Genomic DNA, 15,766 nt, shown 5'->3' with positions numbered 1-15,766 from the left:
GAGATGTTCCACTCATAGCCTGTGGGCCTCAACGGACACTGAAAGAGCCTGACGGAATCCGGCAAACCGAGGCTACGTAGGATGCCGGAGGTCAGGACTCAGCGCCGGGAGCAACAGCACCGAGGTACCGGAGAGCGGGGCTTGAAACAAGAATGCCCGGGAAAACCCGGGCATTCGCAACAAGGAAGTTCTTGCACAAGTTACACGTCGAAGAACACCGTCTCTCTGTCGCCTTGAAGCCGCAGGTCGAGGCGATAGACCGGTTTGCCTGGCTCGCGCACAGCCGTCAGCGTAGCGCGGCGGTCGGCCGGTACCAGCGCCAGCACGGGGTCGGCGGCGTTGGCGGCCTCGTCGTTGAAATAGATGCGGGTGTAGAGATGGCGCAGCATGCCGCGGCCAAACACCGCAAGCAGGATGTGCGGCGCCTGCGGCTTGCCGGCGGGATCGGGCACGACACCCGGCTTGATGGTCTCGAAGGAATAATTGCCGTCCTTGTCGGTGCCGCAGCGGGCAAAACCGCGGAAGCTCGCATTGGGCAGCGCGCGCTTGTCCTGGGGATCGGCGAAGCGGCCCTGCGCATCCGCCTGCCAGATCTCCAGCATGCAATCGGGCACGGCAACGCCGTCGCCGTCGAAGACACGACCCTCGATGCGAACGCGATCGCCGGTGACATCTTGTGTCAGCGTCGAGTTGGTGAATGCGTCGTTCCAGGCGTACTCGCCGGTCGGCGTCAATCCGTATTTGAAGAACGGACCGACGGTCTGGGACGGGGTGATCCCGTCGGGCTTCACAGAATCCTGCACGTTAGTGGTTCTCCATGGGCGTGGCGTTCTTGCCGCGCAGCACGATGTCGAAGCGGTAGCACAGCGCCCATTCGGGCTGGGTATTCTCCAGGTCGAACGACGAGACCATCCGCGCCCGCGCCTTCTCGTCCGGCACCGAGTTGAAGATCGGGTCGAACGGGAACAACGGATCGGCCGGGAAGTACATCTGCGTCACGAGGCGCGTGACGAAGGAATGGCCGAACACCGACAGATGGATATGAGCGGGACGCCAGGCGTTGTGGTGATTGCCCCAAGGGTAGGCGCCGGGCTTGATGGTGACGAAGCGATAATAGCCGGACGCATCGCTCACGGTGCGGCCCGCCCCGGTGAAATTCGGATCCAGCGGCGCCGGATGCTGATCGCGGACGTGGACATAACGGCCGCAGGAATTGGCCTGCCAGATCTCGACCAGCGAGTTCGGCACGCCGCGGCCGTCCTCGTCGCGCACATGGCCATGCACGATGATGCGCTCGCCGATCGGCTCGCCACTGTGTTGGGTGGTCAGATCGTTGTCGCCCGCACGCACGGTCTCGTGGCCGTAGACCGGCCCGGTCAGCTCCGACAGCGTATGGGGCATCGGGATCAAGGGCTTGTTCGGCGCGCGCTTGATCGAGCTCTTGTAGTCCGGCGACAGCGGCAGCGGATGCGCCGCGTTGCTTCCGGTGGGATAGATGAATGTCATTGGCGAACTCCTCCCCGGCCATTGTGGTCCGGCCGGTCAACGCTTCCGCCAATCATTATAGGATATAACTAATTTGGGAAAGCCGGTTGGCGGCGTTCCCGCGCATGGCAGCCGGCCGCTGCTACCTGATCGGCGCACGCGGAAGCACAGCCTCCCCGGCCTCGAGCCGGTAGGTATGGTCGAGCGAATACCAGGGCACGGAGATGTCCTTCGCCGTCGGATGCGGCGTATCGTGGCGCACGAACTTGCCGATCAGCGCCTGTGTCACACCGAACTGCACGTCGCTGTCGATATGGGGGTCTTCAGGATCATACACCTGCGAGATCAGCACCTTGAATCCCGGCTTGAAGATCAGGGCGTGCAGATGCGCGGGACGATAGGGATGGCGGCCCTGCGCCGCGAGCAGGCGGCCGACGACACCATCGGTCGGAATGGGATAGCCAACCATCATCACCGAGCGGAAGGCAAAGCGCCCGTCGGAATCGGTCGTGAACTTGCCGCGCAGGTTCATGTCGGCCTGCTCGGGGTCCTGGTTCTCGTAAAGGCCGACCGGCGAGGCGTGCCAGACATCGACCTCCGCCCCGGCGACCGGACGGCCGTCCTTGTCGACGACACGGGCGTTCACGAACAGCGGTGCGCCCGGCGTATCCGAGCGCACGATCGATCCGCCATTCTCGACCCGGGGCGAATTCAACCGCCAGAACGGCCCGAGCAGTGATTGATCCGTCTCGGTATTGCCCTGATCGCCGTTGTTGAGCAGGCACACCAGCGAGGAGACGCCGAGCGAACCCGCCATCAGCACGACTTCGTTATGCGTGTCGGTAGTCAGCTTGCCGAGCTCGGCGATGACGGCGGTCGCATCGCGGAACTCTTTCTCGGTCAGGCGGACATCGCGGACGAAGGCGTGCAGGTGCTGGACCAAGGACACCATGATCTGGCGCAGCCGCGGATCGGACGTCCGCTCCATCACCGCCAGGACCGCGGCCGTGACGTCCTTCTCGCGCTCGATGATCATGCTGCCATTCTCTCCCTGTCATTCCGGGGCAGCCCGACAGGGCTGAACCCGGAATCTCGAGATCCCGGATTCCGCTCTAACGAGCGGCTCCGGGATGACGGTCCACTGCGTGAACCGTCAATTCACCTTCTCGATCGCGACGGCGACGCCCTGGCCGACGCCGACGCACATGGTGGCGAGCGCGAGCTTGCCGCCGCGCTTCTCCATGCCGTGCACGGCGGTGAGCGCGAGGCGCGCGCCGCTCATGCCCAGCGGATGGCCGAGCGCGATGGCGCCGCCATGCGGATTGACGAAATCGGCATCGTCGGCAACGCCGAGCTGGCGCATGCAGGCGATGCCCTGCGAGGCGAAGGCTTCGTTCAGCTCGATCAGGTCGAAATCGCTGATCTTCTTGCCCAGGCGTTCCATCAGCTTGCGGGTGGCCGGCACCGGGCCGATGCCCATGATCCGCGGTGGCACGCCGGCCGAGGCGAGGCCGAGGATGCGGGCCCGGGGCGTCAGGCCGTGCTTCTTCACCGCAGCTTCCGAGGCCAGGATCATGGCGGCGGCGCCGTCATTGACGCCGGAGGCGTTGCCGGCGGTGACCGTGCCGGGATTGCGCACGATCGGCTTCAGTTTTGCCAAACCTTCCAAGGTCGTCTCGGGGCGCGGATGCTCGTCCTTGTCGACGGTGATTGGGCCGGCCTTGCCGCCGGGAATCGTGATGGGCGTGATCTCCTCCGCGAAATAACCCGCCGCGATCGCCGCGCCCGCGCGCTGCTGCGAGCGGATGGCGAAGGCATCCTGGTCGGCGCGCGAGACCTGGAACTCCTCGGCGACGTTCTCGCCGGTCTCTGGCATCGCGTCGACGCCGTACTGCGCCTTCAGCAACGGATTGATGAAGCGCCAGCCGATGGTGGTGTCGAAGATCTCGGCCGAGCGCGAGAACGCCTCCTGCGCCTTGCCCAACACGAACGGTGCGCGGGTCATCGATTCGACGCCGCCGGCAATGGCGAGCTCGATCTCGCCGGAGCGGATGGCGCGGCCCGCGGCGCCGACCGCATCGAGGCCGGAGGCACAGAGCCGGTTCAGGGTCTGGCCGGGAACCGAATCCGGCAGGCCCGCCAGCAGCAGCGCCATGCGCGCGACGTTGCGGTTGTCCTCGCCGGCCTGGTTGGCGCAGCCGAAGAAGACTTCGTCCACCTGCGCCCAGTCGAGCTTGGGGTGCTTGGCCATCAGCGCCTTGATCGGGGCGGCGGCGAGATCGTCGGCGCGCACCTTGGCGAGCGAGCCGCCGAAACGGCCGATCGGGGTCCGCACGGCATCGCAGATAAAGACGTCACGCATCGTTGTTCTCCCTGAATGCCGCGATCCGGCCAAATTCTTCAATGTCGGCGGAGTTTTAGGAGGGCGCCCGCGGCAGGTCAATTGACGGTTTCGCGCGGGATTTGCAGGGGTCTGCCGTCCTCGACGCATGCCCCGGTGCGGACAACGTGGAAAACCTCCCCTTCTCGGGCAAAGCGATAGGAGCAGGTGCCGAAATTTTGTAGGTTGCGCCGCCCATGACCATGCAACAGCCGATACCAGCACCGCCCCCCGACGAAGCGCCCACACCCCAGGCGGAAGCCGCCGCGCGCGTCACGCCGATGATGGAACAGTACCTGGAGATCAAGGCGGCGCATCAGGGCTTGCTGCTGTTCTACCGGATGGGCGACTTCTACGAATTGTTCTTCGAGGACGCCGAGATCGCTTCAAAGACGCTCGGCATCGTTCTGACCAAGCGCGGCAAGCACCAGGGCGCGGATATCCCGATGTGCGGCGTGCCGGTCGAGCGTTCCGAGGATTATCTGCATCGTCTCATCAGCGCCGGGCACCGGGTCGCGGTCTGCGAGCAGACCGAGGATCCCGCGGCGGCGAAAGCGCGCGGCAACAAGAGCGTGGTGCGCCGCGGCGTGGTGCGGCTGGTGACGCCGGGCACGCTGACCGAGGACACGCTGCTGGACGCGCGTGCCAACAATTACCTGCTGGCGATCGCGCGGGCACGCTCGTCCGCCGGCGGCGACCGCTTCGGCCTGGCCTGGATCGACATCTCGACTGCCGAATTCACCGTGATGGAATGCTCGGGCGGCGAGCTCGCCGCAACGCTGGCGCGCATCAACCCCAACGAGGCCATCGTCACCGACGCGGTCTATAACGACAGCGAACTCGGCCAGACCCTGCGCGAATTGCCGGCAGTCACGCCGCTGACGCGCGACGTCTTCGACGGCGCCACCGCCGAGAAACGGCTGTGCGATTATTTTGCCGTCGCGACCATGGACGGTCTGGCGCAGCTGACGCGGCTTGAGGCCACCGCGGCGGCGGCCGCGGTCACCTATGTCGACCGCACCCAGGTCGGCAAGCATCCGCCGCTGTCACCGCCCGCGCGCGAGGCTTCCGGCGCGACCATGGCGATCGATCCGGCGACGCGGGCCAATCTCGAGCTGACCCGGACGCTCGCGGGCGAACGCCGCGGCTCGCTGCTCGATGCGATCGACTGCACGGTAACCTCGGCAGGCTCGCGCCTGCTGGCCCAGCGCCTGGCGGCGCCGCTGACCGACGCGCCAGCCATTGCGCGGCGGCTCGATGCCGTCAGCGCCTTCGTGGCCGATTCCGCCGCGCGCGAGGACATCCGCAGCATCCTGCGCGGCGCGCCCGACATGTCGCGGGCGCTCGCCCGTCTCTCGGTCGGCCGCGGCGGGCCGCGCGATCTCGCCGGCATCCGCGACGGCATCATCGCCGCCGACCAGGTGCTGACGCGACTTGGCGAGCTCGACCAGCCGCCGCAGGAGATCGCGGCGGTGATGGCGGCGCTGCAGCGGCCGTCGCGCGCGCTCGCAGCCGAGTTCGCCAGTGCGCTCGACGAGCAGCTGCCGCTGATCAAGCGCGATGGCGGCTTCGTGCGCCAGGGCTACGAGCCCGCGCTGGACGAAGCGCGAAACCTGCGCGATGCCTCGCGCCTCGTGGTCGCCTCGATGCAAGCGCGCTACGCCGACCAAACCGGCGTCAAGGGGCTCAAGATCCGGCACAACAACGTGCTCGGCTATTTCGTCGAGGTCACCGCCCAGCACGGCGACAAGCTGATGTCGGCGCCGCTGAACGCGACCTTCATCCATCGCCAGACGCTGGCGGGGCAGGTGCGCTTCACCACCGCCGAGCTCGGCGAGATCGAGGCCAAGATCGCCAATGCCGGCGACCGCGCGCTCGGCCTCGAGCTCGAGATCTTCGAAAAGCTCTGCGGCAAGGCGCTCGCGATCAGCGACGATCTGCGCACTGCTGCGCAAGGCTTTGCGCTGCTCGACGTCGCGACCTCGCTGGCCAAGCTCGCGATCGACGAGAACTATGTGCGGCCCGATGTAGACAACTCGCTCGGCTTTGCGATCGAAGCCGGCCGCCATCCCGTGGTGGAGCAGGCGCTGAAGCGCAACGGCGAGCCGTTCATCGCCAATGCCTGCGATCTCTCGCCGGCGCCTGCGCAAAAGTCCGGCCAGCTCTGGCTGCTCACCGGCCCCAACATGGCCGGCAAATCGACCTTCCTGCGTCAGAACGCGCTGATTGCGCTGCTGGCCCAGATCGGCAGCTTCGTCCCGGCCGCGCGGGCGCGGATCGGCATTGTCGACCGCCTGTTCTCGCGCGTCGGCGCCGCCGACGATCTCGCCCGCGGCCGCTCCACCTTCATGGTGGAGATGGTCGAGACGGCTGCGATCCTGAACCAGGCCGGCGAGCGCTCGCTCGTCATCCTCGACGAGATCGGCCGCGGCACCGCGACCTTCGACGGCCTCTCGATCGCCTGGGCCGCGATCGAGCATCTGCACGAAAGCAATCGCTGCCGCACATTGTTCGCCACGCATTATCACGAGCTGACCGCGCTCGCGGCGAAACTGCCGCGCATGTTCAACGCCACGGTGCGGGTGAAGGAATGGCAGGGCAACGTCGTGTTCCTGCACGAGGTGCTGCCGGGCTCGGCCGATCGCTCCTACGGCATTCAGGTGGCCAAGCTCGCCGGCCTGCCGCCGGCGGTGATCACGCGGGCCAAATCGGTACTGTCCAAGCTGGAGGCGCAGGACCGCGGCCAGACCGCGCGCGCGCTCGTCGACGATCTGCCGCTGTTCGCCGTGCCCTCCCGTGCGGCCACTGAAGCCGCACCGCCGAGCGAAGCGGAGCTGCTGGTGGAAGCAATGAAGGCGCTGCACCCCGACGAGATGTCGCCGCGCGAGGCGCTCGAGGCGCTGTATGCGTTGAAGGCCAAGCTGCCGAAGTCGTAGATAAGAGACCGTCATTCCGGGATGGACCGAAGGACCAGCCCCGGAATGACAGTGTTGCCGCCTACCCCCGCGCCGCGATCGCAGCGGCTTCCGCGGCGGCGCGCTGCATGCTGGTCGACATCTCGTTGGTCACCGTGCTCTGCTCCTCGATCGCGGCGGCGGTCGAGGTCACGTACTCGCTGACATTGTTGATGGCCTGCTTGATCGAGCTGAGCGCGCTGACGACGTCGCCGGAGATGCTGTTGAGGCTGCCGATCTCCTGGCCGATCTTGTCGGTCGCCTGCTTGGCCTGGTTGGCGAGACTCTTGACTTCGGAAGCGACCACCGCGAAGCCGCGGCCGGCCTCGCCCGCGCGCGCCGATTCGATCGTGGCGTTGAGCGCGAGCAGGTTGATCTGCCCGGTGATGTTGTTGATCATCTCGACGATGCCGCTCATCGCCTGCGCGGCCTCGGTGAGGCGCTGGGCCTGCGCGTCGGCGGCGCCGACCTGCTCGACCGCGCCCATCGCGGTCTCGCGCGACTTGGTCATGGCCTCCGAGATCTCCCGCACCGAGGCGTTGAGCTCCTCCGAGCCGGCGGCGACCGATTCCATCATCCCGCGCACGCGCTCGTTGCCCATGCGGACCAGGACCTGCCTGGTGACGTCGGTGGCGTATTTCACGACCTTGAACGGCTTGCCGTTGAGATCGAAGATCGGATTGTAGGAGGCCTGGATGTAGACCTCCTTGCCGCCCTTGCCGATGCGCTTGTACTCCGCCGCCTGGTACTGGCCGTGATTGAGCGCGGCCCAGAACTCGCGATAGCCGGCGCCGTCGCGCTCGCTCGGCTCGACGAACATGCTGTGGTGCTTGCCCTTGATCTCGGCCAGCGAATAGCCGAGCGCGCCGAGGAAGTTGGCGTTGGCGGTGATGATCGTGCCGTCCATGTTGAACTCGATCACGGCCTGGGCCTTGTCGATCGCCGCGATCTGGCCGGCGAGATCGGCATTCTTCAGCTTCTCCGCGGTGACGTCGGTCGCGAACTTGACGACGCCGTACGGCTTGCCGCTTTCGTCGAGCAGCGGATTGTAGGAGGCGAGGATCCAGACCTCGCGACCGCCCTTGCCGATCCGCTTGAACTCGCCGGCCTGGTAGTCGCCGCGGTTGAGTGCGGCCCAAAACTCACGATAGGCCGCGCTGTTGCGATCGGCCTCGGCCACGAACAGGCTGTGATGCTTGCCCTTGATCTCGTCGAGCGAATAGCCGAGCGCCTTGCAGAAATTCTCGTTTGCCGAGACGATGGTGCCGTCGAGCTTGAACTCGATGACGGCCTGGGCGCGGCCGATGGCAGCGATCTTGGAAGCGTCCGTCATGCTGCGGATCTTCTTCTCGGTGATGTCGGTCGCAATCTTGGCGACCATCACCGTCTTGCCGTTGCCGTCGAGCACCGGATTGTAGGATGCTTCGATCCAGACCTCGTGACCGTCTTTCGCGATCCGCTTGAACTCGCGCGCTTGATACTCGCCACGGTTCAATGCGGCCCAGAACGCCTTGTACTCGGCGCTGTCGCGCTGGTCGGCCGGCACGAACATCGAGTGATGCTTGCCCTGGATCTCTTCGAGACGGTAGCCGAGAGCACTGAGAAAATTCTCGTTGGCCGTGATGATCGTCCCATCAAGATTGAATTCGATCAGCGCCTGCGAACGGCCGATGGCGTCGAGCCGCGCTTGAGCATCATTGTGGGACTTGCGACCGAACATTCAAGTATCTCCTTGATGAGCAATCATTTTGCATGGCGTGCGCAGCATCGCGCTCGCGCTCGAAGTTTTCGGCCCGTCGTTCGCGGCTTTCGTATTGGTGGAACTGTATCCCCGCTATCCAACGGGGCCGTCTCGACAGTTGACGAGCAAGTGTAGGGACGAGACGCAAAGATTAAATTAACGACACTATCGGAAACGCGCAGTCAAACACCGCAGAACTACGGCCGAGCACCGCAAGAATCCCTTACCAAAGCTTACGTTTCGATGCTCCGCCTTCTGCGTCCACGCCACCACAGCATCAGATTCCACACCACGCAGGTTGCAAGCGCGAGCGGCAGACCTACCGCCAATCCAAATTTCACGACTGCAACGTGCAGGACCGCGATGGCCATGCCAAACCCGAGCAGGCCCCAGGCGGAGTTGGCGAGCACGGCGGCGGTCGGCGGTCCGCCGATGCGCGGATGCAGGATCACCATGATGCTGGAGAACACCACGGGAAAGAGTGCGATGATGCCGCTGATGCGCGGGCCGACCCAGCTCGATGTCGAAACCACGATGGCGACGAGGGTCGCAACCAGCGCAGCGCGCATCGGCACATCGTACCAGCGGCGCGTCACCAGCGGCATCTTCACATGGCGATAGCGCGCGAGCAGTGGAATGCAGATGCCGAACGCGATCAGATTGGCGGCAAGCCCCGCCGTGAGCGACCAGTCGAACTGGCGGATGATCGAGGCCATCCCGATCCACACCGCGAAAGCGCTTCCGCAACTCACCACGAGGTTGTGCCGCTGCGACAGCACGACATAAGTGAGGCACATCAGGATGGTCGCCGCATTGACCGGCAGGCTCGCCAGCGCGCCCTGCGCGATGAACGCAGCATCGTGATCGAGCGCAAGAAAGACGTAGGACGGCCCAGCCGAGACCGGCAGGGTCGCGATCAACGCGCCGATCACCGGTCCCGAACGTTCGGTGATGATCGACGCCGTCACCACGAACGCCGCCGCGATCGCCATGCGCAGGAGCAGGAAGAGAAGGAAGTGGAGGTCGGGGGACATTTTTTCTTCTTACCCTCCCCTGGAGGGGGAGGGTCGGCTCATATGGAGCGTAGCGAGATATGAGACGGGGTGGGGTGACAGTCTCTCGACGGATACGGTGCCCGAGTGGAGAGATCACCCCATCCCGCTCGCGCTGCGCACGATCGACCCTCCCCCTCCAGGGGAGGGGGAAGCAGTCACATCCGCTGCATCGACACCGAAACCTTCGGGCCGTTCTTGATGGTCTGGTAGACCACGCAATAGCGCTCGGTAAGCTTGAGCAGCAGATCGAGCTTGTCCTGCGGCGCCGGCGTGTCGACCTCGAAGCGGAGACGGATTTCTGCGAAGCCGACCGGGGTTTCCTTGTCGACGCCGAGCGTGCCGCGGAAATCGAGATCGCCCTCGGCGTAGACGTTGCCGGTCTTGAGCGGCACCTCGATCGCGGTCGCGACCGATTTCAGCGTGACGCCGGCACAGGCCACCAGGGCTTCGAGCAGCATGTCGCCGGAGCAGAGCTCGAGGCCGGAGCCGCCGGTGGCGGGATGCAGACCAGCCATCGCGATGGCGCGTCCGGTCTCGACCTTGCAGGCGATGCCTTCGCTGTCGGTTGAGCCCTTGGCTTTCAGCGTGATCAGCGCAGCCTTGGGATCGGTCTTGTAGCGCTCCTTGATCGGGGCCTGCATCTGGCGCAGCTCTGCAGCGTCCATCTTGTTCTCTCCCAGGGATATCGACGAGGGGTATAGAGGGCGATTGGTTTGGTGTCAGCCCATGATTGATGGAGGCAGTCATGAGCAGCCGGGATCCGGGAGAAAATCTGAGTACATTCATGACGTTAGCCCGGGCGCCGATACCGGATTCGGGGCCGATTCATGTGCGCGGCGAAACACGCCGGTCGTCCCCTTGCGAATGTCTCGTGACAGCGCCTGTCACCTCTTATATCCGGTGAGACATGGACAGCGTTGCGACTGAGCACAAGCCCGGGGTGGACGATCGCTTCGATACCGCGCGGATCACCGCGGCGATCGATGCGCTCGCCGAGAAGCACGAGGGGCGCGAGGACGCGTTCCGCACGGCGATGGCGCAATTGCTCAAGGCCGAGCTGATCGCGGCGCGCGACGCCGCCCAGGCGATCCTCTTGAAGGACCGCCACGGCCGCCGCTGCGCCGAGCGGCTGTGCCACGTGCAGGACGAGATCATCCGCATCCTGTATTCGGCCGCGACGCGCCATCTCTACCGCTCGCCGATCCCGAGCGGCGCCGAGCGCATGGCGGTGGTGGCGACCGGCGGCTACGGCCGCGGCCTGATGGCGCCGGAATCCGACATCGATCTGCTCTTCATCCTGCCCTACAAGCAAACCGCCTGGGGCGAGCAGGTTGCCGAAGCCATCCTCTATTGCCTCTGGGACATGGGGCTGAAGGTCGGTCACGCCACGCGCTCGGTCGACGAATCGATCCGGCAGGCGCGCGGCGACATGACGATCCGCACCGCCATCCTGGAGACGCGCTTCCTCACCGGCGACAAGCCGCTCTATGACGAGCTGGTCGAGCGCTTCGACAAGGAAGTGGTGCAGGGCACCGCGTCCGAATTCGTCACCGCAAAGCTCGCCGAGCGCGAGGAGCGCCACCGCCGCGGCGGCCAGTCGCGCTATCTGGTCGAGCCCAACGTCAAGGACGGCAAGGGAGCCTTGCGCGACCTGCACACGCTGTTCTGGATCGCCAAATACGTCTACCGCGTGCGCGACACCCACGAGCTGGTCGGGCGCGGCGTGTTCGACGCGCAGGAATACCGCACCTTCCGCCGCTGCGCCGACTTCCTCTGGTCGGTGCGCTGCAACCTGCACTTCTACTCTGGCCGAGCCGAAGAGCGCCTGTCCTTCGATCTCCAGCGCGAGATCGCGATCCGTCTCGGCTACACCTCGCATCCCGGCATGCAGGACGTCGAGCGCTTCATGAAGCACTACTTCCTGGTCGCCAAGGAAGTCGGCAACCTCACCGCCATCCTCTGCGCCAAGCTCGAGGACCAGCAGGCCAAGCCCGCGCCGGTGCTGAGCCGGGTGATGGCGCGGCTGCGGCCGACCGCGGTGAAGCGGCGCGTCCCCGACAGCGACGACTTCATCGTCGACAACAACCGCATCAACGTCGCCGCACCCGACGTGTTCAAGCACGACCCGGTCAATCTGATCCGCATCTTCCGCCTCGCGCAGAAGAACAACCTCGCCTTCCACCCGGACGCGATGCGCGACGTGACGCGCTCGCTCGGCCTGATCAACGCGGGCTTGCGCGAAAATCCCGAGGCCAACCGGCTGTTCATGGAGATCCTGACCTCCGACAATGCCGAGATCGTGCTGCGGCGGATGAACGAGACCGGCGTGCTCGGCCATTTCATCCGGGCCTTCGGCAAGATCGTCTCGATGATGCAGTTCAACATGTATCATCACTACACCGTCGACGAGCACCTGATCCGCTGCATCGGCTTCCTGCAGGACATCGAGCGCGGCGGCATCGAGGAGTTCGCGCTGGCAAGCGACCTGTTCCGCAAGATCCGGCCCGAGCACCGCGCGGTGATCTATATCGCAACGCTGCTGCACGACGTCGCCAAGGGCCGGCCCGAGGACCACTCCATCGCCGGCGCGAAGGTGGCGCGGCGGCTCTGCCCGCGGCTCGGCTTCAGCCCGGCCGACACCGAGCTCGTGGCCTGGCTGATCGAGGAGCACCTGACGATGTCCACGGTCGCGCAGTCGCGCGACCTCTCCGATCGCAAGACCATCGAGAATTTCGCTGCCGTGGTGCAGTCGGTCGAGCAGATGAAGCTCCTGACCATCCTGACCACCGCCGACATCCGCGGCGTCGGCCCGGGCGTGTGGAACGGCTGGAAGGCGCAGCTGTTGCGCTCGCTGTACTACGAGACCGAGCCGGTGCTGACCGGCGGCTTCTCGGAAGTCGACCGCGGCAAGCGCCTCGCCGCCGCGCACGCCGAATTCCGCATGGCCTTCGCCGAATGGCCGAAGGACGAGCTCGATGCCTATATCGGCCGGCACTATCCGGCCTATTGGCTCAAGGTCGAGCTGCCGCGCAAGATCCGGCACGCCCGCTTCGTCCGTTCCAGCGAGCAGGCCGCCCACAAGCTTGCAATCAATGTCGGTTTCGACGAGGTGCGCGGCGTCACCGAGCTGACGATCTTCGCCGCCGACCATCCCTGGCTGCTGTCGATCATCGCCGGCGCCTGCGCCTCGGCCGGCGCCAACATCGTCGACGCCCAGATCTACACCACGACCGACGGCCGCGCGCTCGACACCATCTCGATCTCGCGCGAATACGACCGCGACGAGGACGAGGGACGGCGCGCCACGCGCATCGGCGAGATGATCGAGGACGTGCTGGAGGGCAAGCTGCGCCTGCCCGAAGTGGTGGCCCGGCGCACCGTGCGCAGCAAGGCAAGGCCGTTCGTGATCGAGCCGGAAGTGACGATCAACAACCAATGGTCCGACCGCTACACCGTGATCGAGGTCTCCGGGCTCGACCGCCCCGGCCTGCTCTACGAGCTGACCACCGCGATCTCCAAGCTCAACCTCAACATCGCATCGGCCCATGTCGCGACCTTCGGCGAGCGCGCGCGCGACGTGTTCTACGTCACCGACCTGCTGGGCGCGCAGATCAATGCGCCGACGCGCCAGGCCGCCATCAAGAGCGCGCTGACCCATGTGATGGCCGGCGACAAGGCGGTGCAGCCGGCGGCGTGAGGGCTCTCGTCATCCGGGTTCGCCCGTCGGGCGCCCCGGAATGACGAGTGGTGAGGTTCGCGCGTTAAACTTTCATATCTCCACTCCCTCGTGCCGCAGCAGCCAGCGCTTGCGTTCCAGCCCACCACCATACTTCACCAGCGACCCGTCCGCTCCGATCAGGCGATGGCACGGGAGCACCACACTGATCGGATTTGAGCCGTTGGCGTGGCCGACGGCGCGGATCGCTCTGGGCATGTCGATCTTTGCGGCGAGCGCGCCGTAACTCATCGTGGTGCCGGCGGGGATTTGCGCGAGCGCGGTCCAGACCTTTTGCTGGAACGGCGTGCCGGCGATACGCCATGCGATGCTCTGGAGCCGACCGAGATCACCGTCGAAATAGCGCGACAGCGCAGTCCGCGTGTCCGACAGCGCGGGCTGGTCACGCAGATCCACCGCGCCATAATGCAGGCGCAGCAGCTCGCGCATGCGGTGCTCATAGTCCTCCCAGTCGAGCGCGCGCAACATGCCATCGGCGTCGGTGACGAGCAGCGCAATCCCGATCGGCGTCGTCAGGCGATCGAGGCCGAAACTTAAGGAAGGCTTGGTTGATCGAGCGGACATCGCGGCACCAGGCAATCGAAACACGCCTGTCGCACTTGCCACGCCGGCCGTGCTAACGTCCACCCGAAAGCTGACGCTTTGGGGGAGCTCAACTTGAATCTGATCGCCAATCTTCTGGTGGCGCTGGTCGCCGCGCTGCACGTCTTCTTCCTGGCGCTAGAGATGTTTCTCTGGGACAAGCCGCTCGGTCTGAAGGTGTTTCGCAACACGCCCGAGAAGGCCGAGATCACGAAAGTGCTGGCCGCCAATCAGGGGCTCTATAACGGCTTCCTCGCTGCCGGCCTGGTCTGGGGCCTCGTCCACGGCGACCCGGCCTTCGCGTTCCAGATCAAGGTATTCTTCCTGCTCTGCGTGATCGTGGCCGGCGCCTATGGCGCTGTGACCGTCAGCACGCGGATCCTGATCGTGCAGGCGCTGCCGGCGGCCATCGCGCTGATTGCAATGTTCCTCGCCTGAGACGCACCGGCGCAGCGCCGCGATCCTTGCGCTGCGGCGAGGCTTCCTCCACAATCTTCGGCAGCGATGGCGACCGTTGCAATCAACGGAGAAAGACCATCGGCCTAAAATTCCGTCAGGAGGAACGAACCAACATGAACAATCGCAGAGCCTTCATAGCGGCCACGGCGGCGTTCGCCGTCGCAGTCTCGACCAGCCAGGCCCTCGCCCAGAAGAAATACGACACCGGCGCAACCGACACCGAGATCAAGATCGGCCAGACCGTGCCGTTCTCCGGCGCCTATTCGGTCTATGCCAATATCGGCAAGACCCAGGCCGCCTACTTCAAGATGATCAACGATCAGGGCGGCATCAACGGCCGCAAGATCAACCTGATCCAGTATGACGACGCCTATTCGCCGCCGAAGACTGTGGAGCAGGTGCGCAAGCTCGTCGAAGGCGACGAAGTGCTGTTCACGTTCCAGCTGATCGGCACCGCCGCGAACGCCGCCGTGCAGAAGTACCTCAACGGCAAGAAGGTCCCCCAGCTGCTGGCCTCGACCGGCGCCGCCCGCTTCAACGATCCGCAGAACTATCCCTGGACCATCGCCTACAATCCGAACTACGTGTCCGAGGGGCGGATCTACGCAAAATACATTCTCGCCAATCATCCCAACGCCAAGATCGGCGTGCTCTACCAGAACGACGACATGGGCCGCGACTATCTGGCCGGTCTCAAGAGCGGTCTCGGCGCCAAGGCCGCCAGCATGATCGTCGGCGAGGTCTCCTACGAGGTGACCGACCCCACGGTGGATTCGCAGGTCGTGAAGCTGAAGTCGATGGGCGTCGATTTGTTCTATGACGCCTCGACGCCGAAATTCGCGGCGCAGGCGATCAAGAAGCTCGCCGACCTCGGCTGGACGCCCGTGCACATCCTCGACATCAACGCGAGCCCGGTGTCGGCGACGCTGAAGCCGGCCGGCCTCGACATCTCCAAGGGCATCATCTCGACCAATTACGGCAAGGATCCCGGCGATCCCCAGTGGAAGGACGATCCGGGCGTGAAGGCCTTCTTCGCCTTCATGGACAAATATTTCCCGGAAGGCGATAAGCTCAACACCATCAACACCTACGCCTATTCGGTCGCGGAGCTGCTGGTGCAGGTCTTGAAGCAATGCGGCGACGATCTGACGCGCGAGAACGTCATGAAGCAGGCCGCCAACATCAAGGGCTTCGTACCGAGCCTGGGGCTGCCCGGCATCAAGATCAACACCGGGCCGAACGACTACCGCGTCAACAAGCAGATGCAGATGATGAAGTTCAACGGCGAACGCTGGGAGCTGTTCGGACCGATCATCGAGGACACCGGCCCGTCGGGCTAGGCGCTGGTCTCGTAAGGTGGGTTACGCCCAGCGG

The 15,766-nt window shown here is 65.3% G+C and carries 12 protein-coding genes; 4 read left to right on the top strand and 8 right to left on the bottom strand.

All coding sequences use genetic code 11. The features are described from left to right. Nucleotides 1-200: 200 nt before the first annotated feature. From pcaG to pcaF, 4 genes are all read right to left on the bottom strand, one after another. On the bottom strand, nt 201-803 hold the full coding sequence (pcaG, locus tag BDOA9_RS07295) for a protocatechuate 3,4-dioxygenase subunit alpha (protein WP_152033165.1): 603 nt from the start codon (nt 801-803) through the stop codon (nt 201-203). A gap of 1 nt (nt 804) precedes the next feature. Further along, nucleotides 805-1,506: a protocatechuate 3,4-dioxygenase subunit beta gene (pcaH, locus tag BDOA9_RS07290; protein ID WP_025033283.1), complete on the bottom strand. Its 702-nt coding sequence runs from the start codon at nt 1,504-1,506 to the stop codon at nt 805-807. Nucleotides 1,507-1,627: 121 nt separating this feature from the next. Continuing rightward, nucleotides 1,628-2,521, bottom strand: coding sequence for a dioxygenase family protein (locus tag BDOA9_RS07285; protein ID WP_025033282.1), 894 nt, complete (start codon nt 2,519-2,521; stop codon nt 1,628-1,630). Nucleotides 2,522-2,638: 117 nt separating this feature from the next. Further along, nucleotides 2,639-3,847, bottom strand: a complete 1,209-nt coding sequence (gene pcaF, locus BDOA9_RS07280; protein WP_025033281.1) for a 3-oxoadipyl-CoA thiolase — start codon at nt 3,845-3,847, stop codon at nt 2,639-2,641. 215 nt (nt 3,848-4,062) lie between these two features. Here pcaF and mutS point away from each other — a divergent pair, with 215 nt between their 5' ends. Beyond that, on the top strand, nt 4,063-6,801 hold the full coding sequence (gene mutS, locus BDOA9_RS07275) for a DNA mismatch repair protein MutS (protein WP_025033280.1): 2,739 nt from the start codon (nt 4,063-4,065) through the stop codon (nt 6,799-6,801). A 61-nt stretch (nt 6,802-6,862) separates the two neighbouring features. Here the strand turns inward: mutS and BDOA9_RS07270 are convergent, their stop codons facing one another. From BDOA9_RS07270 to BDOA9_RS07260, 3 genes are all read right to left on the bottom strand, one after another. Next, nucleotides 6,863-8,539: a methyl-accepting chemotaxis protein gene (locus tag BDOA9_RS07270; RefSeq protein ID WP_025033279.1), complete on the bottom strand. Its 1,677-nt coding sequence runs from the start codon at nt 8,537-8,539 to the stop codon at nt 6,863-6,865. A gap of 254 nt (nt 8,540-8,793) precedes the next feature. Beyond that, complete coding sequence (locus BDOA9_RS07265) at nt 8,794-9,594, bottom strand: hypothetical protein (RefSeq protein ID WP_025033278.1); 801 nt, start codon at nt 9,592-9,594, stop codon at nt 8,794-8,796. Between the two features lie 176 nt (nt 9,595-9,770). After that, complete coding sequence (locus BDOA9_RS07260) at nt 9,771-10,280, bottom strand: OsmC family protein (RefSeq protein ID WP_025033277.1); 510 nt, start codon at nt 10,278-10,280, stop codon at nt 9,771-9,773. 242 nt (nt 10,281-10,522) lie between these two features. Here BDOA9_RS07260 and BDOA9_RS07255 point away from each other — a divergent pair, with 242 nt between their 5' ends. Next, nucleotides 10,523-13,312: a [protein-PII] uridylyltransferase gene (locus BDOA9_RS07255; protein ID WP_025033276.1), complete on the top strand. Its 2,790-nt coding sequence runs from the start codon at nt 10,523-10,525 to the stop codon at nt 13,310-13,312. A gap of 72 nt (nt 13,313-13,384) precedes the next feature. Here the strand turns inward: BDOA9_RS07255 and BDOA9_RS07250 are convergent, their stop codons facing one another. Further along, nucleotides 13,385-13,915 (bottom strand): methylated-DNA--[protein]-cysteine S-methyltransferase, encoded by a 531-nt coding sequence (locus BDOA9_RS07250; RefSeq protein ID WP_025033275.1) that lies wholly within the window; start codon nt 13,913-13,915, stop codon nt 13,385-13,387. A 99-nt stretch (nt 13,916-14,014) separates the two neighbouring features. Here BDOA9_RS07250 and BDOA9_RS07245 point away from each other — a divergent pair, with 99 nt between their 5' ends. Next, nucleotides 14,015-14,371, top strand: coding sequence for a DUF1304 domain-containing protein (locus tag BDOA9_RS07245; RefSeq protein WP_025033274.1), 357 nt, complete (start codon nt 14,015-14,017; stop codon nt 14,369-14,371). A 134-nt stretch (nt 14,372-14,505) separates the two neighbouring features. Next, nucleotides 14,506-15,732: an ABC transporter substrate-binding protein gene (locus BDOA9_RS07240; protein WP_025033273.1), complete on the top strand. Its 1,227-nt coding sequence runs from the start codon at nt 14,506-14,508 to the stop codon at nt 15,730-15,732. The last annotated feature ends 34 nt before the right edge of the window (nt 15,733-15,766 follow it).

The sequence above is a fragment of the Bradyrhizobium sp. DOA9 genome (genome assembly GCF_000617845.2).
GTDB lineage: Bacteria > Pseudomonadota > Alphaproteobacteria > Rhizobiales > Xanthobacteraceae > Bradyrhizobium.
The sequence above is the reverse complement of the archived record's forward strand: the minus strand, read 5'-3'. Positions and strand labels throughout refer to the sequence as shown.